A 23,504-nucleotide genomic window follows, 5' to 3' on the forward strand; every position below is an offset into this window, starting at 1 on the left:
TGGCAAGTGCACTGGGTGACGAGGCGGCATGCCGATGCGGTGAGTGATCACCCTGCGTTTCGGGGGTGGGCCGACATTGATGCACGGGAGGAGGCCAGCCGGATCGACCCGGGGGACGTGTTCTTCACGGACCCGAACTACCGGGTGGACCCGAAGCTGACGCTGTACACGACGCGCTCGGCGTTCGCGCACTTGGCCAGGGAGACGCGGCGGAATTACGCGGGGGACTGCTGCCTGTTCTTCAACTTCCTGTGGCAGCGGGACAAGAACTGGTGCGATGCCGAGGCAGAGGACCTGCTCGACTTCGAGGACTGGCGGCGCTGGTCGCCGCGCAACCCGCAGCGGATCGGCGGATCGAAGTGGAACCGTGAACTCGCCGCGCTGACCAGGCTCTACAAGTGGGCAACGGCCAAGAAGTACGTCGCGGCCAACCCGGTCCTGGAGCGCGAGGTGCTGGGTCGCCATGGCGAGATGGTGAGTGTTCCAGCCCAGCGGGCCAAGGGCGCGCGGTCGAGCAACGTGAAGTGGCTGACCCCTCGGGCCTACCGGATGTGGCGGGACGTGGGCCTGCGCGGCTACACCGCCGACGGTCGGCGGGACCCCTCGTTCCGGGGCCGCAACGACGACCGCAATGCCGCCTACTCCGACCTGCTGTTCTCCTCCGGGATGCGGTTGTCGGAGGGCGGTTCGCTACTGACCTTCGAGGTCCCGGCCTTGGAGGAGAATATGAAGCGCTACTTCGACGGGCGCCTGGGGAAGGCGGCCACCAAGAGCCGGCGTGAGCGGACGTTCTACGTCGCGGTCGAGGACCTGCGGTCGGTCATCGCCTACGAGCGCACGACGCGGCGGGCGGCGATCCGCCGGGCCCAGGCCAAGGGCCGCTACGAGGCGATGGACGATATCTGGATCGTGGAGAGACGTTCTGGCTGGGAGGAGTCGACCATCCACTTCCGGGATGAGAAGGGACGGCTGGTCGAGCGGCACCTGACGTCGTTGGATGTCGAGGAACGCCAGCGGCTGTTCATCGAGGGCGACGGCGGCCTGGAGCCGTTGTGGCTGTGGTTGTCGGAGGACGGCAGCCCGTTCCAGCCGCACTCGTGGGAGGCGGTATACCGGGCCGCGTCGGTGCGGTGCCGCACGGTGCTGAAGGGCAAGATCGCCAAGGTCCCTTACTTCACGCCCCACATGGCCCGGCACTCGTTCGCGCTGAAGATGCTGGCCGCGCTGATGTACATCCTCGACAAGCGGTTCGGGCTCTCCCCGGAGGAGAGGCGGGACTTTCGCCTGCTCTACGGGGATGCCTGGCGCATGGTCAAGGACCTCCTTGATCACGCGAGCGAGGAAACCACCCGGAAGATCTATCTCGCTCCTGTCTCGGACCTGCAGATCCGGTCCCTGCTGTTGGACGAGGCCGACCCGGGCACCAACGAGCTCCTGGCCCGGATCGCTAAGTTGTCGGAGCGCGTCCTGGACAGCGAGGCTCTGGTATGAGCACACGAGGACGACGGGCTTCCCTGCCCGGTGACGGCGGGCATCGCCGTCGGCCGCCGCTGGAGCCCGGTGACCTGGTGGTCCTGCACACGGCCGAGGACGGCGTGAAGAAGGCCAGCTACGACTTTGGGCAGCTGGCGGTCGGCCTGCGGCTGCAGCGGGAACTCGCGGAGGTCTTCGCCGTCCAGTGCGGCCCTGCGGGGGCCTGGAAGACGATCCCGTCCAGCCGGGAGTCCTGGCTGATCCTGCTCTACTTCAGCCGCTTCCTGGCAGAGCTGGATCACATGCCCGAGTCGCTGGGCGAGTTGGTGCCGGAGGCGTGGGCGGCCTGGCGGCTGAGCCGCACGCCGAACTCCACCGGCGGCCAGCAGATCCGCAAGGTGGCTCGCCTGTTGAAGGACCATCCCCGCGTGCCTGAGGCGACACGGAGCCTGATGAAGAAGCGGGTGCCGAGGCCGAAGGCGCCCGAGGAGACCGCCTACAGCAACGAGGAGTTCGACCAGATCAAGCTGGCCGCGACCCAGAAGTTCCGTCCCGCTCTGCACCGCATCCGCGCTAACTGGCAGCACATGGAGGACTGGAGGGCTGGCCGTTTCGAGAAGGGTACGGACGAGTGGCTGGTGGGTGAGGCCCTGGACCATCTGGTCCGCACCGGCGAGACGCCGTTCTACATCGGCTTGCACGGCCGCCAGCGGGCCGATTCGCGCTACACCGAGGCCCTGGGCAGTGACCGGGCCGAGCACACGTGGATGCGGCTGTTTCTGACCACGCAGGAGGCATGCGCGCTGATGACCTTGATGATCGCCGCCTATGGGTGGAACGCGACCCCGGTCATGGAGTTGAAGGTCCCTGACGCGAGCCCGGACGCGGGAAACGAGGGGCAGGTCATCTACCGGGTCGAGCTGGAGAAGCGGCGCCGGAGCCAGGCGGCGCGCCATGAGACACGGAATCTCGCAGACTGGGGGGCGAACTCTCCCGGACGGCTGATCACGCACGCGATCAAGGCCACGGCCCCGGCCAGGGAGACGCTGAAGAACCTGGGGGAGCCCACTGACCGGCTGATCGTCTGGCGTCTGTCCCAGCGGCGGGAAGTCTACGGAGAGAGTCCCGCCGGACTGTTCAAGGGCAACGATTTCCTGCCCGATGTCTGGCGCAACTGGCGCGACGACCTGGGCGGCGGCGTCTCGCTGAACCTGCGGCGGCTGCGGAAGACCGTGGTGATCGCGCACCAGCGTCAGCCCACCCAGCACAGCCAGGACACCCACGACGAGGTCTACGTCCTGCCGGACCCGCGCACCCACACCGCCGCCCAGCCAGTGATCGCCGAGGGGATCGCGGAGGCGATCGAGACGGCCCGCGCGTCCTTCAAGGCCCAGCTCAGCCGGGCCGACACGGACGCCGGCCAGGACACCCCGACTACCAGTTGCAGCGACTACACGCACAGTCCGTTCGGGGAACAGGGGGTCCCGTGCCGGGCGTCGTTCCTGCTCTGCACGGCCTGCCCGAACGCCGTGATCACTCCACGCCATCTGCCGCGGCTGTCCTATCTGCTGCACGTGCTGGAGGAGCTGAAGGCTGTCCTCGCGCCGGAGGTGTGGGACCAGGACTGGCGCGACCCCTTTGCCCGGCTGCGGGAGCTCCGCAGAGCCCCGGACTTCACCGACACCGAATGGAAGGACGCTTTGGACGCCGTGACCGCCCGCGACCGGGAGATCATCGACCAGCTGCTGAAGCGGGGGTTCGACGCATGAGTCTGGCCCTGAACCCCCTGTTCCTGCCGCCCGCGCTCGACGACTTCGTGTTCGACCCGGCGCTGGTTCCCGAGGCCCGCCGTCAGTTCGTTCCCCGCTACGGGGATCCGGGCTGGTCGGTGCTCGCGCTGACGCAGAACCCGTCGGCGACCAACGACATCATCTACTGGCGGTGGTTCCCGGAGGTCTTCCGCGAGCCATTCCGCTTCGCGTCCTGGTCCTTGATCAACCACCCGCTGCCGGACGAGAACGTCGCCCGGCACGGCGCCGCCATGCGGTCCAAGCTGAGCGCGGGCCGGATCCTGAAGACGGTCAACCAGTGGTCGCAGTTCGCCGAGTGGCTGCACGAACGCGGGATCACCCGGCTGTCACAGGTGGTGACGGAGGACCTGGCGGACTTCGCCCTGCAGCTGGACAAGAAGCGGGGCCTGGCCCGCAACACGGCCGTCGGCTACTTGGTCGGGCTGTCGAGGCTGCACTACTACGGCCGGTATCTGCCGCCGGACGACCGGCTGGTTGAGCCGCCCTGGGTGTCCGAGGGCATGGACGACTACCTGCCGGCGGCCTCGCCGGTGGGCGAGAACATCACCGAGCCGATCTCTCCGGCCACCATGGGCCCGCTGCTGGTCTGGGCCCTGCGGTTCGTCGAGGAGTACGCCGACGACATCCTGACCGCCTACGAGGAACACTGCCGTCTGGTGGCTGTCGCCGATGCCCTGGACGTGCCTCTCACACCGGGCTGTGGTGACGGACTGGTGTCCTTCCTTGAACAGTTGGAGGCTGAGGGCAAGCCGGTCCCGGTGACCGCCTGGAATCCGAAGAAGCCGCTGGCCGCCGCCGGGATCTTCCTGGCGGCTAGGACCGGGACGCCGCCGAAGAAGGTCCATGCGACCATGCGGCGGCCGCGCTGGAAGGCCTACACCCGCGACCACCACGGCCCCTGTTTGCTGGAGGCACCGGTCACTGCCCAGTTGGGCGGCGAACCCTGGCACGAGCCGTTCGAGTTCTACAGCATCACCACGCTGGTCAAGCACCTGGTCACTGCGTGCTTCATCGTCCTGGGCTATCTGACGGGTATGCGGACCGGGGAGGTTCTGGGCCTGGAAAACGGATGCTGCCCGGATCCGGAAGGGGAGAAGGAGGCGGCCCGGCGTCACCTGATCTATGGGCGGGTGTTCAAGGTCGCCCGGGATGAGGACGGCAACCATGACTCCGCCGGAATCGTCCGCGAGGCCCCGTGGGTCGCGGTCCCGCAGGCGGTGGCGACGGTGCGGGTCTTGGAACGGCTCAGCGGCGACGGTCTGTTGTTCGCCGCGGAGGTCCACGACCCGCGGCTGCCTGAGCGACGCACGGGGCGGTCGCTGGCGATCGCCACGATGAGTAACCGCATTGAGTCGTTCATCGAGTGGGCCAACGCACACGCCGAGGCGAGAGGACGGCAGGTGGAGGCGATCCCGCGGGACTCGCACGGCCGGGTTGGCACCGGTCGTTTCCGCCGGACTTTGGCCTGGCACATCGCCCGCCGTCCTGGCGGTCTGGTGGCGCTGGCGGTTCAGTACGGCCACATGCGCACGCTGATCAGTGAGGGCTACGGTTCACGCTCGCGCGGCGGCATCCACGACCTTCTGGACTTTGAGACGGCCCGCAATGTCGCCGAACACCTTAGCGAGGTCCACGAGGCCATCCAGGACGGCGAAGGCGTCTCCGGGCCGGCCGCGAAGCGTCTGATCAACGCAGCCGCCCAGGAACATCACCGCTTCGGCGGAATCATCGCTTCCGTCCGCCAGGCCCGCAGTCTGCTGGCCGATCCGACCCTGAACGTCTTCGAGAACAAGGAGGCCTTCCTGTTCTGCAACTACGACCGGGCCAAGGCACTTTGCCACCCCGGACGCGGCGGGAAGAACGACGTCCCGAGCCTGGACCGGTGCAAGGTCAACTGCGCGAACATCGCCCGCACCGACAGCCACGCACGCCAGCTGCGGGAGGCCGCCGATGGCCTGGGGCGGCAGGCTGCCTCCAGGCTGGTTCCCGAACCCCTGGCAGACCGGCTGCAGGGGCGGGCCCAGGTGCTGACCGAGCTTGCCGACCAGCACGACAACGACCGCGTCGTGGCGGGAACGGAGGTGACCGAGGCGTGAATCATGACAAGGAGAGGGAGAACATCCGGGCCGCGATGGACCGGCTGCTGGCTGGCACCCCGCTGCGGTCCGATGGGGCCCTGACCGTCCTTGCGCTGGCGGTCGAGGCAGATGTGAAACGGCACGTTCTCACCCACCGGCACACCGACCTCAAGGACGAGTTTTACGCGAGGGTCCGGGCTCAGGGGCAGGTCCCCGACAGCGAGCGCAAGTTGCGGGAGGAGCTGAGGAAGACCAAGGAACGGCTGGCCGAGGTGATCAAGGAGAACAAGCGGCAGCAGGCCGAGATCGAGATGTTCGCCCGGGTGGTGAACGTTCTCACGGTCGAGAACGACCAGCTTCGCGGCTCCAAGGGCCGCAAGCCGGCCCCGGTGGTGGCGTTGCGTCCGGCGCCCGAGCCGGACTCGTAGTCACAGCAGGCCAGTACATGCACCGCTGAGGGGGCGGGTCGCAGGTGGGAGTTCTCCGTGCATGAGCATCGGCTCCCGGCGCACCGTGGCCCTGTGCGAGCATCTACTGGTAGGCCATTGCCACCGTGGGGGTGGGGGCCATCAGCGTGGCAGGCATGGGGGGCAGAAGCAGATTGTCGGCACCCGACTATGACTTTAAGAGTCTTTCGCCGTACGACTTCGAGGTACTCGCGCGCGATCTGTTGTCTGCCCACGACGGTGTCACCTACTCCACATACCGGATAGGTGCCGACGGTGGGGTCGACCTTCAGGCCCACACTGAGGCCGGCGTGGTGATCGCTCAGTGCAAACACACTCCGGACGCCAGTAAGGCGACGCTCGTTCGTGTTGCAAGAGCTGAGAGGGAAAAGATAGATCGGCTCAGCCGCCGTCCCAAGCGATATTTATTTGTCACTTCCGCCGACATCAGCCCGAGTGACGAACAGGAAGTCGCCGAGACTCTGGATTCTGTGGCTGACACTGTTGAGGTACATGGGCGTGGGTGGTTGAACGCTGTCCTCAGTGATCATCAAAACTTGGAGCGACGACACTTCAAGCTCTGGCTGACTTCCACACAGGCTATCGCTGAGATGTTGAGAGGCGGAGTTTTCCTCCGGGGGGAATCTCGCGTCCGGCGCATCCAGCGGAACTATCTCCGATTCGTCCACCACGACATCTGCACACAGGCCGAGGCGGTACTCAGTTCAACTGGGTGCGTCCTGCTCGCGGGTGCACCGGGAGCTGGAAAGACAGCAATCGCTGAATACCTTCTGCTTCAGTGGTGGCATCGCGGCTACCGTATCATCGTGGACCCTCGGGAAGTTGATCGGTGGTGGGAGTGGCTGGAGGATGATACTCCCACAGTCTTTTTCTTCGATGACACATGGGGGCAGACCCGGTACGGCGACCACGGGTCGCGCCACTACGACAGCGACGTATACGAGTTTATCGAAACCATCCTTGAGAAACACACAGACGCCGTTCCGTCGAAGCTGCTCATTATGACCAGTCGTATCCAGGTGCTGCATGACACGGTCCGGCTCAGTGATGCGTCACGCCGAGCTCTGGAACTGATCGGTAAATCCCGTGTGAGTCTAGGAAGACTGCCTGCAGAAGTTTGCTCACGTATTCTCTTCAACCACATTCTTCACGGCGTCACGGATAGTGCGGCGCGTAGCAAGCTCGCCCAGGGTGGCTGGTGGCACGAGATCGTCCAACATCGCAATTACTCACCTCGCATCGTCGAATTGATCATCAAGCGCAATGATCACGGTGACGGTGAGGTACTCATTAATGATCTGATCCAGTCGCTCGACAACCCTCTGGAGGTATGGGGCAGCAGCTTCAAGGCGCTGCCAGATTATGACCAGCAACTTCTTCTGAGTTTGTCGGTCATGGACTCTCAGCGCGTCCCGTGGCGGAAGCTCGACCGCAGGCTGGAAAAAATCACAACGGCCGATTCAGGATTCGAGGCTGCGATAGAACGGCTCGACGGTTCCTGGGTTGCATGCGAGTACGTTGAGGGCATTCAATATTTTTCCCTAGTCGACCCCAGCCAACGAGACTACTTGACGAGATATCTGTCCATCAGCCCATCAGCGATGTCACGCCTCATCAAGAACACCGTAGAATTCGAGGATCTCGCCCCAATCTGCGCTCAGGGCGTAGCAATTGAGCTCGCCGGTCAGCAACGACTCTTTTCTCTCGGAGAGGACCTACTGCGCAACGTTCTTGACGCTTGCGCCGATACGCTACTCGCCCGCGTCAGGGAATTGTGGCAGCGCGAGGTAGATGCCAAAATGTCCATCTTCAATTCAGGTAAGGGTGACGGTGAACTCTTCGCGCTGTTGTTCGCTGGTCTCGTCCAGGTGGTGCATTACCATGCGGATCGCTACAAGGCCAAGCTCAGTGGACCTGTTCTGCCCGATGGCTGGTTCGCCCGGGAACTAAATGAACTGACTGTCGCCGGGCAGTTGGCTCAGGTAGGGACCGTCGGCGAGCTCGCTGATACGCTGACCCTGCTCGGCGACGCCTTCCATCACTTTTCAGAGCATCGGATCCATCCTGCTATCGCCAAGGCGACTGTTGAGCTTGAGGATTTGTGTCGATCTTTCTGGGACAGCCGCGATCCGCAGATGTCTAGGGTGACCGGTGATCGCAGTCAGGCGGAAGAACTGGCACAGGCCGTGGTGGAGAACGCGGAAGCCTTCGTGCAGTTCGTTGTGAATCCGAAGCTGCAGGGTATGTCAACCGAAAGTATCGACCAAGCGGTGGCGACCTATATCAGGCTATCGGGCGAACCAGAGGAGTTCATCGAACGCTTCGAAGTGATTGAGAGTGCGTTCGGTTTTCTTCTTCCTGAATCGAGGGAAGTGATCAACGGGCTGCTCGATTTCGTAGATTGGGAGCATTCGCCGTCTCATGGTGAGATGGTGAATGCATACTTTTCCCAATCAGTGCAGCCGAAAGCGGCAGTGTCCAGCGTCTTGCCTATCGATGCCCTGTTTCGTTCACTTGCTCCACTGGAAGAGCCCTAAATCGATCTCTCATGACGGTTCGACCTTCCCCGGGCTCTTCGCAGGGAACGCAGCCCCTGCACCAACAGGGGACCTGCCAACGGGAGACCTCAAGGCCGAAGGCTGAAGCTCGAAGGAATCCCTGGTTTCCTAGTCTCGTTGCTGCCTGATCGGGGCCTTGCGCAATAGGGGCAGCCATTGTGACGGGAGGGCTTTCTCGGTCTGGAAGATCTCGGCCAGCTCTGTTGCTGTGAGCGAAGAGATGATGCGGCCACGTGCTGAACGCCAGGCACGGAGAAGTCGATCAAATACATCCAAGACCTGCTCTGGGCCCACGAGGTAAAGGTGTTCCTCGGCAAGCGCGCGTGCTTCCGGCATCACGGCCGGCTTGGGCGACATGAGTAGAGAAACCGAGTCACTCGGTGCGGAAGTGCCCCGCTCGGATTCCGTAGTGCGCAGATGCGATCCAGCTTGACGTACGTCGTTAGGGCCCACCATACCTGTCGGCTGGGCTTCACTTTTTGCTTCCCACGTGACCCAGCGCGCGTCGTTGAACAGCCATACGGCGTCGGGGGCTGCCGGATTCTCGTCATCTTCGTTGCCGTAGCTTTCCGAAGCACCAGCGAGCGTACCGAGGGCGACGAGCGCTGCTTCGTAGGCCCGGAATTCCGTTCCCATAAGCCCGGTCCGGATGGTCGATACCGTTTCCTCGAATGCGCTTCCACTGCCCCCAAGCGCCTGGCTCCCAATGCTGCGCATCGCAGCCTCGTCCAGCTCGTCAAGCTGCGGAGCGGGCGGAGCAGTGGCCTTGTCGCTGGGCGAAGCAAGATGGGAGAGCCACGACGTCCCCGTGCTCATCCGCTGGGCATTGCGGAAGAACTCTGCGCTGGAGACGAGGTAGGTCTGGTCACTGGTCTGCTGGGCGAGGCGCTGTGTGATGCTGAAGCCGAGGTAATTCCAGAAGGCGGCGTAGCGGCGAGGGGTCCGCTCCCCCTGGAGCTTGTCGAGGACACTGCGGACTGCGGTCAGGGCCCAGTCCCACTGGTGGTTCCAGATCGCGTGCCACGCGTCGACTTCATGTTTGACGGACCGCTGTAGTTCCCGCGTGCTGGGGGCACTACTGCGGGCGTACTTTTGGCGTTCTCGGACGATGTCTCCATCGACCTCAGCCCACTCGTCTCCGTGTTGCAGGAAGACGCGAAGGTTTTCGGTCATGTTTGTGGAGTCGTGTCCTCGGCTGTTCTCCCAGCCGAACTCGAGCTCCGCATGCACCTCGGGATGCATGGCGGCCTGGGTATCGCGACCAGACAGATAGGACGTCAATGCTTGCCCAAGGACCATCACGGCGGCGAAGTCGCGTGTGTTGCGTGTAGCGCGGCCGGATCCTTGCAAAATACGGGCCCGGATGCGCTCTTGGAGCACCTCAACCGCGCCGAGGGATTCGTGGAGGAACCTCTCCTGCAGATCACCCCGTGCGGGGAGGCCGTCGAGGATGACGAGGCGGCAGCTCCCGTCTGGGAGGTCGATCCCGTCGTACCGGTTGGTCAGGACGAGTGCCGCGCTCCGCTTAGAAGTGAACGCTGACAAGTCGTCCTCGACATCGTCTGCTTTGAGGACGGGACAGTTGCTGGGGAGCATGGAGGCTATGAATGAGTTGGAGGTTCGGACATCAGGGGTCAGGACGATGGAACGCCCTGCTTCGGCAATGGTGCTGGAGACGAAGGAAGGCAGTTGGTCGGGATCAGCCGCGAGGTCTGTAGCCAACTCCGGGAAGATGAAGAAGCGGCGACCGGTTCCCTGTTCTTCCCAGCCGTCTGGCACCGGGATACGTTCGATCTTCCTGCGGCCAAATGCCCGTTCAAGCTCACCGCCAGCGCCGAGCGTGGCACTCATGTAGATCCGGCGTGCAGGATCGCTGAAGGCCGGATGCTGCGCAGTAGGCGGGATGAAGGGACGCATAACAATCTGTCGGTGCGCGACATAGAACAAGCAGCGGTCTACGTGCCCTTGGAGGAACTTCCACACATGCCGAGCCTCTTTCGCTCGCTTCTCCTCCAGCTTGCCCCCGTTGATGGCTGAACCGATGACTTCCTCAAGTCGGCCTGCTCGGTCAGCGATTCCGATGGGTGACGCGAGGAACACGTACGACCAGTACGCGTTGTCGGTATCGTTCCTCTTAAGTCGGGGGACGACGAGCGGATCGAGTGCAGGTTCAAGCGCGGACAGCACATCCAGGTAGGCGCTCTCATCCTGACGGCTAATGGTCAGACGCCAGGGATTGGCTACGTAACCCTCTGCGGCGTGTGCGTCGTCCAGTACCAGGAGATTCGCATTGTCAAGCGCCGGGTTCGAGTTGAAAACGTGGCTGTAGACACTGACTGCAACTGCCTCGGCTGCTTCGTAACGCGCGCGATCAGCCCGATTCCAGGAAGACACGCGATCGATCAGCAAGGCATTGGGGATGCCGTAGTCATCGAAAGCAGCAGCGGTCTGCTGGGCAAGCTGCCGGGTTGGGCAGAGGTAGGTGACCCGCTCCTGAGCCGTGCGCCGGCGGAACTCGGCAATTAGGCCACCAACCAGGGTCTTGCCTGCGCCAGTAGGGAGCTCAACGGCTACGTCTGATGCTTCCGACTTGTCCTGGTGCCAGGAGCGCAGGACATCCTGCTGATGCCCCCATACAGCCGAAGGACCGCGGTTGGTAACCGCCAGCATCCGGTAGAGGTGCAACGGATCCTCAGGCAGGCTGATATCTGCGGACTTGCGTGTGAACGCCACGAGCGGCTCCATCCCCCGCTGAGCCTCCAACGACCCAGCTTCAACACTCCGTCAACGTGACCTTCAGCATATGGCCCAGAGCCATACCGTTCGAGTGTCTGAAGGCAGGCAGGTAGGAGGCGTACGAAGGCCAGCGTGGTCAAGAGGTTGACGAACCAGTGGTCTGACCGGCCGATTGCTAGCACAGGCCGATGACCGGTGCCAATTCATCGTCAGCTTCAAGGCTAGAGAAGTGCGGCCACCATGGTGCCGGGAGTAGGCGCGTCGGTGGACCGCTCCGGCCGGTGAGACCGTGACGACTACGGTGAGTGATGGCCATAGCCCGCACCGGCGGGGGTGGTGGGCGGGGTTCAAGCGGTGACGCAACACCTTCAGACTTGACAGGGAAGACGTCGGTCAGGGCGACTCCCTGGTGCTGGCCGCGGGGGAGGGGCGGGGCGTGGTCGTCGATGCCGGTCCCGACCCGCGGCTCGTCGACCGGTGTCTGCGCGACCTGGGTATCACCGAGGTGCCGCTTTTGGTGCTCACGCATTTTCACGCGGACCACGTGCGGGGGTTGCCCGGTGTGCTGCGAGGCAGAGCGGTCGGGGCGATCCAGACGACGACCCTCGACGAGCCTTTGGACCAGGTCGCGTTCGTACGGAGAACGGCCGCCGCGACGGGCGTCCCCCTGATGCGGGCGGTCCCCGGTGAACGCCGGCGGATCGGGCCCCTCGACTGGCGAGTCCTGTGGCCGACGGGAGGCACGGGGGCAGGCGGCGCACCAGTGCTCGGGGGAGCCACATCGGGGCCCGTACCGCAGGAGCCGAATGATGCCAGTGTCACCCTCTACGTCCGGACCGGCGGGCTGACCCTGCTGCTCCTGGGCGACCTCGAACCCCCGGCCCAGCAGGGGCTGTTGCGCAGGTATTCCGCGCTGCCGGCGGTGGACGTTCTCAAGGTCGCCCATCACGGCTCCGCCCATCAGGACCCTGCTCTGCTGCACAGCGCGCGCCCGAGACTCGCTCTGGTGAGCGTGGGCAGGGACAACCCGTACGGTCACCCGGCCCCGCGCACCGTCGACGCACTCCGAGCCGGCGGTGCGGTGGTGTTGCGCACAGACACGGACGGAGCGATCGCCGTGACGGGTGCCGGGGCGGGGCTGAGCGCGGTGGGCAGCTCATGAGTCCGAGCCCCACCTCGCCGGACAGGCGCCCTCGCGCGGCGGCTCTCGCCCAGCGGTTCCCGAACCGCGGCTCCGGACCCGGAGCTTTCGCTCAGCGGGGCGCACAAGCCGAGTGGCTAATTCGGACCATCGGTAACACCTCTACCCAAGCCCCTGCGAGCTGCTCTGTTTGCCTCGAACGCCACATTGGTGATCGAATGAATGCTCGTCGGTGGGCCGCTGCTCCGACGAGGACGTCCAGCCGTCAGGGCCCAAGGTGAATCGCCCCCGGGGGTAGGTAGAAGATGTTCGGCCGTTGGCTGGGAAGCAAGAGGACGACGGATACCGCGCGCGGCAACGCCCTTGCCGGCTTCGAGGTGCCACGCACAGCGGGAGTGCTCAGTTGCCGGGTGCTCGACCCCGTCAACGAGATCGTGCCGCAGGCCGAGTTCGTCGTCACGGACAGCGCGGGCCGCAAGGTCGTCGGCGGTGAGACGGACCCGTACGGCAGCGTCCTCGCCACTGTCCCGGCCGGTGAGTACCGACTGGCCGTCACGGCTGAGGGCTTCACCCCGTTCCACGGCGCGGCCACGGTCGTCGAGGGCGGCCACGCGAGCCTCGGTGATGTGACGCTGCAACTGTCCGCACCCCCGCAGCTGCCCGCCCCGGGCGAGTGGGAGGTCGAGCCGATGCACTCACAGATCGGCTTCACGGCCCGGCACATCGGTATGGCGCGCATTCATGGCCGGTTCAACACCTTCGCCGGTGCTGTCCGGATCGCCGACCGCATGGAGGACTCCGCCATGCACGTGATCATCGATGCCGCTTCGATCGACACGAACGTGCAGATGCGCGACGACCATCTGCGTTCCAGTGACTTCCTCGACGTCGGCCGCTACCCGACGTTGGAGTTCTACAGCGACCGCTTTGTCCACCGCGGCGGCACGCGCTGGGGCGTGACCGGCGCGCTCACACTGCACGGCGTCAGCCGTACGGTCACGCTGGACACTCAGTACCTCGGCCTGGGCAGCGGCCTGGAGGGCGAGACCCGCGCCGCCTGCCGGGCCACCACGGAACTGCACCGCGAGGACTTCACCCTCACCTGGCAGACCATGCTGGCCCGAGGCATCGCGGCTGTCGGCTCCAGCATCGCCATCGACATGGACATCCAGATCGTCCCCAAGAGCTGAGCCGGCAGGCGCCCAAGCTCCCCGCTAGGGCGCTTCGAGCCACCCGTCGTACTCCGCGGCGAACGCGTCGAGCGTCGCGGAGTCCAGTCGCGCCGCCGGGTCCTCCACGACCACCAGCCACTGGGCGTCCTCGGCGTCGTCCTCGCCGGCCAGCGCGTCGCGTACGAGCTGGGGCTCCTCGGTGACACCGAAGCGGTCGCCGAGCTCTCCGGCCACCTCCTCCGCGGCGTCGCGGTCGGGCAGCACCAGTACATGTCTCACATCGCTCACCTGCCCATTCTCCCGTACTGGTACATCGCGCGGTCCCGTCGGCACCGCCCCGCGGAGCCGGTGGCGTCGGGCGCCCGACGGCCGTTCATGTGCGTGACGCTCTCGGGATATCGGCTACCGGCGACCGCCGAAGGCGGCAGCGCCGCGTCAAGGCGTCGCAGGTCGTCCGGGCCGAGCGTGGGTGTCCGCACGAGGCGGGCGGGGAGTCCGGGCGACTGTCAGTGGCGCGTGGGATGCTGGACGGCGATGGCCACCAGAAGGAATTCCACCGACGACCCGCTCGCCCCCCTCACCCTCGCCGTGGGACAGGAGGACCTGCTCCTCGACCGCGCCGTGCAACAGGTGGTGGCGGCGGCCCGCGCCTCCGACCCCGACACGGACGTCCGCGACCTCACCTCGGACCAGCTCCAGCCCGGCACCCTCGCCGAGCTGACGAGCCCGTCGCTCTTCGCCGAGCGCAAGGTGGTGATCGTGCGCAATGCGCAGGACCTCTCCGCCGACACGGTCAAGGACGTCAAGGCGTACCTCGGCGATCCGGTCGAGGAGATCACCCTCGTTCTGCTGCACGCGGGCGGCGCCAAGGGCAAAGGGCTGCTGGACGCGGCGCGCAAGGCCGGGGCGCGCGAGGTCGCCTGTCCGAAGACGACGAAACCGGCCGAGCGGCTCTCGTTCGTACGGTCGGAGTTCCGGGCGCTGGGGCGCTCGGCGACCCCCGAGGCGTGTCAGGCGCTGGTCGACTCCATCGGCAGCGATCTGCGGGAACTGGCGAGCGCGGTCTCGCAACTCGTCGCGGATGTCGAGGGCACGATCGACGAGGCGGTCGTCGCCCGTTACTACACGGGTCGCGCCGAGGCGTCGAGCTTCACCGTCGCCGACCGCGCAGTGGAGGGACGGGCGGCGGAAGCGCTCGAGGCACTGCGCTGGTCGCTGTCGACCGGAGTGGCGCCCGTGCTGATCACCAGCGCGCTGGCGCAGGGTGTACGGGCGATCGGCAAGCTGTCCTCGGCCCGCGGAGGGCGCCCCGCGGACCTCGCCCGTGAGCTGGGCATGCCGCCGTGGAAGATCGACCGGGTGCGCCAGCAGATGCGCGGGTGGACGCCGGACGGCGTGGCCGTGGCGCTGCGGGCGGTCGCGGATGCGGACGCGGGGGTCAAGGGAGGCGGGGACGACCCGGAGTACGCGTTGGAGAAGGCCGTGGTCGCGGTGGCGCGGGCAGCGCGGTCCGGACGGTAGGAAAAGCGGCGGCCGGACCGCGAAGAGCGGTAAGGAAGGCGGCGGCGGCCCGCGAGAAGCGGTAGGAAAGCGGTAGCCGGGCCGCGAGAAGCGGTAGGAAAGCGGTAGCCGGACCGCGAAGACATCACGCGTGCCGGGCGCGGGCCGAGCAGGGCGTACGCCGAAGGCCCCGGCCTCGCTCTGGGGAGAGCGGAGGCCAGGGCCTTCGGATCACACTCGGTGCGCCGCACCCGCGTGGCGAACGCAGGTTCGGTGTGCGGCGCGGGGGCCGGTCAGGGGCGGGAGAGAGGGCCCGCTGGTCCGTTCCGGCGGTTACTCGGAAAGCTCAGCCCTGGAGGGAGGCAACCTTGGAGGCCAGCGCCGACTTCTTGTTGGCGGCGGCGTTCTTGTGGATGACACCCTTCGAGACGGCCTTGTCGAGCGCGCGGGAGGCGTCGCGAGCGGCCGTGGTGGCCTTCTCGACGTCACCGGCGGCGGCAGCCTCACGGGCCTTGCGGATAGCGGTCTTGAGCGAGGACTTGACGGCCTTGTTGCGCAGGCGCGCCTTCTCGTTCGTCTTGTTCCGCTTGATCTGGGACTTGATGTTCGCCACGAAAGAGCCTTTTCAGGTTCGTTGGATCTTCGATGTGCGCCGCACGGCCCGAGAGGGTCGCGAGGCACAGCTGTCAACGGTACCAGCCCGGCTCCGACCGGCCCAAACCGGTCTTCGCCCCGCAACCATGGGACGATGGAGGCTACGTATCGATCCGACCGAACCGACATCGACCCGAGACACGGCGTTCGGCGTCTCAAGAATCAGGACCCTGCGTGCCCGCGACTCCTACCCACGTGCCCGAGCCGAGCCGTACCGACCCGGCGCTGATCCGCAACTTCTGCATCATCGCGCACATCGACCACGGCAAGTCGACCCTTGCCGACCGGATGCTTCAGCTGACGGGCGTGGTCGACCAGCGGCAGATGCGCGCTCAGTACCTCGACCGGATGGACATCGAGCGCGAGCGCGGCATCACCATCAAGTCCCAGGCGGTGCGTCTGCCCTGGGCGCCCGAAACGGGTGAGGACCAGGGTCGCACCCATGTCCTCAACATGATCGACACCCCGGGCCACGTCGACTTCACCTACGAGGTCTCCCGTTCGCTCGCCGCCTGCGAGGGCACGGTCCTGCTGGTCGACGCCGCGCAGGGCATCGAGGCCCAGACGCTGGCCAACCTCTACCTGGCGATGGAGAACGACCTCACGATCGTCCCGGTCCTCAACAAGATCGACCTGCCGGCCGCGCAGCCGGAGAAGTTCTCCGAGGAACTGGCCAACCTCATCGGCTGCCAGCCGGAGGACGTGCTCAAGGTCTCGGCGAAGACCGGCCTCGGTGTGGAAGCGCTGCTCGACCGCGTGGTCAAGGACGTCCCGGCCCCGGTCGGCAAGGCCGACGCCCCCGCCCGCGCGATGATCTTCGACTCGGTCTACGACTCGTACCGCGGTGTCGTCACCTACGTCCGTGTCGTCGACGGCCAGCTCAACAAGCGCGAGCGCATCAGGATGATGTCCACCGGCGCCACCCACGAGCTGTTGGAGATCGGGGTCTCCTCGCCGGAGATGACCCCGGCCGACGGCCTCGGCGTGGGCGAGGTGGGCTACATCATCACCGGTGTGAAGGATGTCCGGCAGTCCAAGGTCGGTGACACCATCACCTCCCTGAACAAGGGCGCGACCGAGGCGCTGGGCGGCTACAAGGACCCCAAGCCGATGGTGTTCTCGGGCCTGTACCCGTTGGACGGTTCGGACTACCCGGACCTGCGCGAGGCGCTCGACAAGCTCCAGCTCAACGACGCCGCCCTGGTGTACGAGCCGGAGACCTCCGCCGCGCTCGGCTTCGGCTTCCGCGTCGGCTTCCTCGGCCTGCTCCACCTCGACGTGATCCGTGAGCGGCTGGAGCGCGAGTTCGGCCTGGAACTCATCGCCACCGCCCCCAACGTGGTCTACCGCGTCGAGATGGAGGACGGCACCGAGCACACCGTCACCAACCCGAGCGAATTCCCCGAGGGCAAGATCGACAAGGTGCACGAGCCCGTCGTGCGCGCCACGGTCCTGGCCCCCAGCGAGTTCATCGGCGCGATCATGGAGCTCTGCCAGAACCGGCGCGGCACCCTCCTCGGCATGGACTACCTCTCCGAGGACCGGGTCGAGATCCGCTACACCCTGCCGCTCGCCGAGATCGTCTTCGACTTCTTCGACCAGCTGAAGTCCAAGACCCGGGGCTATGCCTCCCTCGACTACGAGCCCACCGGCGAGCAGTCCGCCCAGCTCGTCAAGGTCGACATCCTGCTGCACGGCGACAAGGTCGACGCGTTCTCCGCGGTCACGCACAAGGACAAGGCGTACGCGTACGGCGTGCGGCTCGTCGCCAAGCTGCGCGAGCTGATCCCGCGGCAGAACTTCGAGGTGCCGATCCAGGCCGCCATCGGCTCCCGGGTCATCGCCCGTGAGACGGTCCGCGCCATCCGCAAGGACGTCCTCGCCAAGTGCTACGGCGGTGACATCTCCCGTAAGCGGAAGCTGCTGGAGAAGCAGAAGGAGGGCAAGAAGCGGATGAAGATGGTCGGCAATGTGGAGGTGCCGCAGGAGGCCTTCATCGCTGTGCTGTCGACGGACGAGTCGGGCGGGGAGAGCAAGGGCAAGAAGTAGCCCCGGCGGAGAGGCCGAGGGCCGGCTTGCGGTTCCGGCCCGCCCCCCGGCTCCGGCCCGCACCCCCGGCTTGCGGCTCCGGCCCGCACCCCGGCTCCCGGCTCGGGCCCGCACTCCCGGCTCCGGATCGGGTCTGCAGCCCGGCTCCGTCCCGTCTCTACTCGGTGGTAGCCCAACGGGCCCCTGTGTCGCAATGCACTGCGACGCAGGGGCCCGTTCGTTATGAAGCGGCGGCCCGTTGCCTCTTACGCGGCGGACGTGCGCGCTCTACCCTGATCACGGCTTCGTGGTTACTCGCCAGTTAAACAAGCGGGATCGAGCACCGCAGGCCAGGTGCCGCAGGACAGAAACGCAGAGTACGCAGGACACACACAGGAACAACAGGAACAAGCAGCAGTCAGCAGGAACAAGCAGCCGGTCGTGAAGCACTGCCGCAGGCCCGGAGGATGTCGTGAGCGACACACAGACCCTGATCGATAACCGACCGCCCTCCGTGGCGAACCTCTTCGTCGACCGCGTGGCGGCCACCCCGGACGGGGAGGCCTACCGCTATCCCGTCCCGTCGGCCGCCGGCGAGGGGCCCGACGAGTGGAAGTCGCTGAGCTGGGCACAGGCCGCCGAGCGCGTGTACGCCGTCGCGGCAGGGCTGATCGGTCTGGGCGTTCAGCCGGAGGAGCGGATCGCGCTCGCCGCCAGTACCCGGGTGGAATGGATCCTCGTCGACCTCGGTGTGATGTGCGCGGGCGCCGCCACCACCACGATCTACCCGTCGACCAACGCCGAGGAGTCGGCCTTCATCCTCTCCGACTCCGAGAGCCGGGTGCTGATCGCCGAGGACGCCGGCCAGCTGGCCAAGGCCCGCGAGCGCCGCGCGGAGCTGCCGAACCTCGCCCACGTCGTCGTCATCGACCCCGAGGACGCCGGACCTGCCGAGGGCGACCCCGAGGGCTGGGTGCTCACCCTCGCCGACCTGGAGGCCCGCGGCGTCGAGTACCTGGCGAAGAACCCCGACGCGGTCGAGGAGCGGGTGTCCGCGATCACGGCCGACCAACTGGCCACCCTGATCTACACCTCGGGCACCACCGGCCGCCCCAAGGGTGTGCGCCTGCCGCACGACAACTGGTCGTACATGGCCAAGGCCACCGTGGCGACCGGCATGATCACCAAGGAGGATGTCCAGTACCTCTGGCTGCCGCTCGCGCACGTCTTCGGCAAGGTCCTCACCTCCGGTCAGATCGAGGTCGGTCACGTCACCGCCGTCGATGGCCGGGTCGACAAGATCATCGAGAATCTGCCGGTGGTCCAGCCGACGTACATGGCCGCCGTTCCCCGCATCTTCGAGAAGGTCTACAACGGTGTCGCCGCGAAGGCGCGGGCCGGTGGCGGGGCCAAGTACAAGATCTTCCAGTGGGCGGCCGGGGTCGCCCGCGAGTACGCGACGGTCTCGCAGGACAACTTCCGGCGCACCGGCACGGCCTCCGTCCCGTTCGCACTCGGTGCCAAGCACAAGGTCGCCGACACCCTCGTCTTCGCCAAGATCCGGGAGGCCTTCGGCGGCCGGCTGCGTGCCTGCATCTCCGGCTCCGCGGCGCTCGCCCCCGACATCGGCTACTTCTTCGCGGGTGCCGGGATCCACATCCTGGAGGGTTACGGCCTCACCGAATCGAGCGCCGCCTCCTTCGTCAACCCGGGAGAGGCCTACCGCACCGGCACCGTCGGCAAGCCGCTCCCCGGCACCGAGGTGCGAATCGCCGACGACGGCGAGATCCTGCTGCGCGGCCCCGGCCTGATGCAGGGCTACCAGGGGCTGCCGGAGAAGACCGCCGAGGTGCTGGAGGCGGACGGCTGGTTCCACACCGGAGACATCGGAGAGCTGTCCGTGGACGGCTACCTCCGGATCACCGACCGCAAGAAGGACCTCATCAAGACGTCCGGCGGCAAGTACATCGCCCCGGCGGAGATCGAGGGACGGTTCAAGGCGGTCTGCCCGTTCGCCTCCAACATCCTGGTGCACGGCGCGGACCGTAACTTCTGCACCGCCCTGATCGCACTCGACGAGCCGACCATCCTCGGCTGGGCCGCAGAGAACGGTCTGGGCGGGAAGCCGTACGCGGACGTGGTGGCCGCCCCGCAGACCGTCGCGCTCATAGAGGGCTATGTGAAGCGGCTCAACGAGGGGCTGCAGCGTTGGCAGACCATCAAGAAGTTCCGGCTGCTGCCCCGCGATCTCGACATCGAGCACGGCGAGCTGACGCCCAGTCTCAAACTGAAGCGGCCGGTCGTCGAGCGGGAGTACAAGGGCCTCATCGACGACATGTACGCGGGGAGCCGCGAGGCGTAACGCAGGTCCTCGGGCGGCGGCCGCACGGTGCGGCCGCCCCTGTCCCGCTCCGCTCACTTTCTCCGCCCACTTCGGCAACTCGTCGCTTATGGGCATGGTCCATCTGTCACTCTGTCGGTGTCGTCAGCGGCGCCCAGTGAGAACAGACAGACAGAACGAGAACAGACAGAGCGCGAACAGGTCAGGAGCTGCACCGTGGGGCCCATTCCCTTGCAGCGGGACATCGTTCAAGGTCCCGGCAACACCGTCGGCCATGCGGATGCACGGCCCGTCGCCCGTACGTCCCTGCCCGGAAACCTCCTCGCACCCTCCGCCGGCCGCCGGTTCGTCGAGGCGGCGCTCACCGAATGGACCGGGCTCGGGCTGCCGGCGGCCGTGGGCTTCAGCGAGCGGCTGGCCGACGACGCGGCGGTCGTCGTCAGCGAGCTGGTCACCAACGCGGTCGTGCACGCCGGGACCAACGTCGAGCTGCTGTGCCGGCTGGAGGAGGCCACCGAGGACGAGGCCGCGGCCCTGGTGCTGGAGGTCTCCGACCACCACCCGGCCCGCGCCGTGCGCAGCGAACGTGCGGAGGACGGCGGCCCGGCCGACGCGGCGGAGAGCAGGGCCACCACCGGCTCCGCCGATCCCGCCGAGTACGGTCGCGGACTCCAGCTCGTCGGCACCCTCGCCGAGCGCTGGGGCATCACCTACCGCACCGGCCTCAAGACCGTCTGGGCCCGGCTCCCCGTCGACGACTGGAACCCGTTCCCCGAACCGTCCACCGAGCCCGGATTCCAGCAGGGACTGCGCGCCGCCGAACTGCTCGCCCCCAACGCCCGGCGGGCCCTGCGCGACGGCGCGGACTGGGCGGGCCGCGGCGCACTCTCGTTCCTCGCCGAAGCCTCGGACCTCCTCGCCGGCCAGCTCGACGAGGACATCGTGGCGGCGCTCGCCGGACAGTTACTGGTGCCCAGACTCGCCGACTGGTGCGCGATCTGGCTGGAACCCGAGAACGGCGGACCCGCGGCAGTGCCCCGGCTCGCCAGCGTCTGGCACCGCGACGAGGCCGAGACCGGGCAGCTGCGTACGCTGTTGGAGCAGGACCCGATCCGGCTGCCCGAGCGGGTGGGCACCGGGCCCGTCTCGCTGCCCTGGCCCGGGGGAGAGGAGGACGGCGAGAAGGCCGACGAGCGCCCCGAGTCCGCTCTCGCCTACCGGATCACCTCGGGCGGCCGAACCCTCGGCGCCGTACTCCTCGGCCGCGAGGGGACGGCACGCGTCCCCGACGAAGTGACCGCCCTGATCGAGGACTTCGTACGCCGTGTCGGCCTCGCCGTCGGCGCCGCCCGCGCCTACACCCGGCAGGCCACCATCAGCCGCATCCTGCAGCGCGCACTGCTGCCCAGCAAGGTCGCCGACATACCCGGCGTAACCAGCTCACTGGTGTACGAACCCAGCGACGACGGGGTCGTCGGCGGCGACTTCTACGACATCTTCCCGTGCCCCGGCGACCGCTGGTGCTTCGTCCTCGGCGACGTCCAGGGCAGCGGCCCCGAAGCCGCCGTCGTCACCGGTCTGGCCCGGCCCTGGCTGCGGCTGCTGGCCCGTGAGGGTTTCGGCGTCGGCGAGGTGCTGGACCGGCTCAACCGGCTGCTCCTCGACGATGCCATGGAGGCCGCCGAGGCGGCCGCGCTCATGGTGGCCGCGGCGGGCGGGCAGCAGACGGCGGACACCGGGCAGTCCCGCTTCCTCTCCCTGCTGTACGGGGAACTGGTGCCGCTGCCCGACGGCGGCGTGCGCTGCACCGTGGCCAGCGCCGGCCACCCGCTGCCGCTGCTGCTGCGGCCCGACGGCGAGGTGCGCCCGGCCGCCGATCCGCAGATGCTGCTCGGGATCTTCGACGACGTCGCATACGAGAGCCAGAGCTTCGACCTGGCACCGGGCGACAGCCTGCTGTGCGTCACGGACGGCGTGACGGAGCGGCGCTCCGGGACGCTGATGTTCGACGACGGGGACGGTCTGGCCCGTGCGCTGGCCGACTGCGCCGGGCTGTCGGCGGACGGGATCGCGGACCGCATCAAGCGGGCCGTGCACGAATTCGCCGAGCGGCCGCCCGACGACGATCTGGCGCTGCTGGTGCTGCAGGCGGGGTGAGGCCATGCGTCCCCGGACGGGCGGCCTCCGTGATCACGGACGTGGCCCGGGGTTCCCCGGCGGCGAGCGACAATGGGCGGTATGCCTTCCGTACTGCCCGATGGTGAACCCGTACCCGACGACGGGGCGCTGCCCCGCCATGCCCTGGAAGGCGCCGCCGACCGGCCGCTCGGCTTCTACCTGCATGTGCCCTACTGCGCGACCCGCTGCGGCTACTGCGACTTCAACACCTACACCGCCACCGAGCTGCGCGGCTCCGGCGGCGCGCTGGCCTCCCGGGACAACTACGCCTCCCACCTGATCGGCGAGGTCCGCCAGGCCCGTAAGGTCCTCGGCGACGATCCGCGTCCGGTCCGTACGGTCTTCGTCGGCGGCGGCACGCCCACGTTGCTGGCCGCGGGGGACCTGGTACGGATGCTGGGTGCGATCCGCGAGGAGTTCGGGCTCGCGGACGATGCCGAGATCACCACCGAGGCCAACCCGGAGTCCGTCGATCCGGCGTATCTGGCCGAGCTGCGCGAGGGCGGCTTCAACCGGGTCTCGTTCGGGATGCAGAGCGCGCGGCAGCACGTGCTGAGGATCCTGGACCGCACGCACACGCCGGGCCGGCCCGAGGCATGTGTCGCCGAGGCGCGGGAGGCGGGCTTCGAGCACGTCAACCTCGATCTGATCTACGGAACGCCCGGGGAGTCCGACGACGACTGGCGGGCCTCGCTGGACGCGGCGATCGGGGCGGGGCCGGACCATGTGTCCGCGTACGCGCTGATCGTCGAGGAGGGCACGCAGCTGGCCCGGCGGATCCGGCGCGGCGAGATCCCGATGACCGATGACGACGCCCACGCGGACCGGTACCTGATCGCGGACGAGGCGATGGCCGCGGCGGGCTTCTCCTGGTATGAGGTGTCGAACTGGTCCCGTACGCCCGAGGGCAGGTGCCTGCACAACGAGCTGTACTGGCGGGGCGCCGACTGGTGGGGCGCCGGTCCCGGGGCGCACAGCCATGTCGGCGGGGTGCGCTGGTGGAACGTGAAGCATCCGGGGGCGTACGCGCAGGCGCTGGCCGAGGGGCGGTCGCCGGGGGCCGGGCGCGAGATCCTCTCCGCGGAGGACCGGCGGGTCGAGCGGATCCTGCTGGAGCTGCGGCTCGTGGACGGGTGCCCGTTGTCGCTGCTGGCACCGGCGGGGCTGGCCGCGGCGGGCCGGGCGGTGGAGGACGGGCTGCTGGAGCCGGCGCCGTACGGGGAGGGGCGGGCGGTGCTCACGCTGAGGGGGCGGCTGTTGGCGGACGCGGTGGTGCGGGACCTGGTCGACTGAGTGGAGCGGGGGCACGGGTTGCCCCCGGCCCCCCCCCCAAGAAACCCCGAGGGGGCGGTGTGGTAAAAAAAAAA

Annotated in this window: 14 protein-coding genes and 1 pseudogene; 12 read left to right on the forward strand and 3 right to left on the reverse strand. The window is 67.3% G+C overall.

Features of this window, described 5'->3' with window-relative positions:
- Positions 1–39: 39 nt before the first annotated feature.
- The 5 genes from ACFU8Q_RS04555 to ACFU8Q_RS04575 all read left to right on the forward strand — a co-directional run bounded on the left by ACFU8Q_RS04555 (position 40) and on the right by ACFU8Q_RS04575 (position 8,366).
- Positions 40–1,491, forward strand: a complete 1,452-nt coding sequence (locus ACFU8Q_RS04555) for a site-specific integrase (RefSeq protein ID WP_384447647.1) — start codon at positions 40–42, stop codon at positions 1,489–1,491.
- Positions 1,488–3,242: a hypothetical protein gene (locus ACFU8Q_RS04560; RefSeq protein ID WP_384447650.1), complete on the forward strand. Its 1,755-nt coding sequence runs from the start codon at positions 1,488–1,490 to the stop codon at positions 3,240–3,242. Before ACFU8Q_RS04555 ends, ACFU8Q_RS04560 begins: the two co-directional genes overlap by 4 nt.
- Complete coding sequence (locus ACFU8Q_RS04565; protein ID WP_384447653.1) at positions 3,239–5,380, forward strand: integrase; 2,142 nt, start codon at positions 3,239–3,241, stop codon at positions 5,378–5,380. The genes ACFU8Q_RS04560 and ACFU8Q_RS04565 overlap by 4 nt, the downstream gene beginning before the upstream one ends.
- Positions 5,377–5,790 (forward strand): hypothetical protein, encoded by a 414-nt coding sequence (locus tag ACFU8Q_RS04570; protein ID WP_384447655.1) that lies wholly within the window; start codon positions 5,377–5,379, stop codon positions 5,788–5,790. The genes ACFU8Q_RS04565 and ACFU8Q_RS04570 overlap by 4 nt, the downstream gene beginning before the upstream one ends.
- Before the next feature lie 131 nt (positions 5,791–5,921).
- On the forward strand, positions 5,922–8,366 hold the full coding sequence (locus tag ACFU8Q_RS04575) for a restriction endonuclease (RefSeq protein ID WP_384447658.1): 2,445 nt from the start codon (positions 5,922–5,924) through the stop codon (positions 8,364–8,366).
- A gap of 129 nt (positions 8,367–8,495) precedes the next feature.
- Here the strand turns inward: ACFU8Q_RS04575 and ACFU8Q_RS04580 are convergent, their stop codons facing one another.
- A complete protein-coding gene (locus ACFU8Q_RS04580; protein WP_384447661.1) occupies positions 8,496–11,120 on the reverse strand; it encodes a DEAD/DEAH box helicase in 2,625 nt (874 codons plus the stop codon).
- A gap of 388 nt (positions 11,121–11,508) precedes the next feature.
- Between ACFU8Q_RS04580 and ACFU8Q_RS04585 the strand changes: the two are divergent.
- Together ACFU8Q_RS04585 and ACFU8Q_RS04590 are read left to right on the forward strand one after the other, a co-directional pair.
- A pseudogene (locus tag ACFU8Q_RS04585) lies at positions 11,509–12,285 on the forward strand (ComEC/Rec2 family competence protein); the annotation flags it as partial.
- A 284-nt stretch (positions 12,286–12,569) separates the two neighbouring features.
- The gene (locus ACFU8Q_RS04590) at positions 12,570–13,454 is read left to right on the forward strand and encodes a YceI family protein (protein ID WP_384447664.1); all 885 of its coding nucleotides are present in this window, start codon (positions 12,570–12,572) and stop codon (positions 13,452–13,454) included.
- 24 nt (positions 13,455–13,478) lie between these two features.
- On the opposite strand, the gene ACFU8Q_RS04595 is transcribed toward ACFU8Q_RS04590, so the two are convergent.
- Positions 13,479–13,724, reverse strand: a complete 246-nt coding sequence (locus ACFU8Q_RS04595; protein ID WP_384447667.1) for a hypothetical protein — start codon at positions 13,722–13,724, stop codon at positions 13,479–13,481.
- A 246-nt stretch (positions 13,725–13,970) separates the two neighbouring features.
- On the opposite strand from ACFU8Q_RS04595, the gene holA reads away from it, so the two are divergent.
- A complete protein-coding gene (gene holA / locus ACFU8Q_RS04600) occupies positions 13,971–14,957 on the forward strand; it encodes a DNA polymerase III subunit delta (protein ID WP_384447669.1) in 987 nt (328 codons plus the stop codon).
- Between the two features lie 325 nt (positions 14,958–15,282).
- Here the strand turns inward: holA and rpsT are convergent, their stop codons facing one another.
- Entirely contained in the window at positions 15,283–15,549 is a 267-nt protein-coding gene (rpsT, locus tag ACFU8Q_RS04605; RefSeq protein WP_124717766.1) for a 30S ribosomal protein S20, read from the reverse strand.
- A gap of 215 nt (positions 15,550–15,764) precedes the next feature.
- Between rpsT and lepA the strand changes: the two genes are divergently transcribed.
- The 4 genes from lepA (at position 15,765) to hemW (ending at position 23,430) form a co-directional block, all read left to right on the forward strand.
- A complete protein-coding gene (gene lepA / locus ACFU8Q_RS04610) occupies positions 15,765–17,639 on the forward strand; it encodes a translation elongation factor 4 (protein WP_384447672.1) in 1,875 nt (624 codons plus the stop codon).
- Positions 17,640–18,090: 451 nt separating this feature from the next.
- Positions 18,091–19,980 (forward strand): AMP-dependent synthetase/ligase, encoded by a 1,890-nt coding sequence (locus tag ACFU8Q_RS04615; protein WP_384447675.1) that lies wholly within the window; start codon positions 18,091–18,093, stop codon positions 19,978–19,980.
- Between the two features lie 210 nt (positions 19,981–20,190).
- Entirely contained in the window at positions 20,191–22,116 is a 1,926-nt protein-coding gene (locus tag ACFU8Q_RS04620; protein ID WP_384447688.1) for a SpoIIE family protein phosphatase, read from the forward strand.
- A 72-nt stretch (positions 22,117–22,188) separates the two neighbouring features.
- Complete coding sequence (gene hemW, locus ACFU8Q_RS04625; RefSeq protein ID WP_384447677.1) at positions 22,189–23,430, forward strand: radical SAM family heme chaperone HemW; 1,242 nt, start codon at positions 22,189–22,191, stop codon at positions 23,428–23,430.
- Positions 23,431–23,504: the final 74 nt, after the last annotated feature.

Origin of the sequence: Streptomyces sp. NPDC057543, from assembly GCF_042801895.1 — a bacterium.
Lineage (GTDB): Bacteria > Actinomycetota > Actinomycetes > Streptomycetales > Streptomycetaceae > Streptomyces.

Excerpts from the sequence above, each read along its gene's own strand:
- ACFU8Q_RS04565 (WP_384447653.1), top strand. The coding sequence starts at position 3,239 with ATGAGTCTGGCCCTGAACCCCCTGTTCCTGCCGCCCGCGCTCGACGAC.
- hemW (WP_384447677.1), top strand. The coding sequence starts at position 22,189 with ATGGGCGGTATGCCTTCCGTACTGCCCGATGGTGAACCCGTACCCGAC.
- ACFU8Q_RS04590 (WP_384447664.1), top strand. The coding sequence starts at position 12,570 with ATGTTCGGCCGTTGGCTGGGAAGCAAGAGGACGACGGATACCGCGCGC.
- holA (WP_384447669.1), top strand. The coding sequence starts at position 13,971 with ATGGCCACCAGAAGGAATTCCACCGACGACCCGCTCGCCCCCCTCACC.
- ACFU8Q_RS04560 (WP_384447650.1), top strand. The coding sequence starts at position 1,488 with ATGAGCACACGAGGACGACGGGCTTCCCTGCCCGGTGACGGCGGGCAT.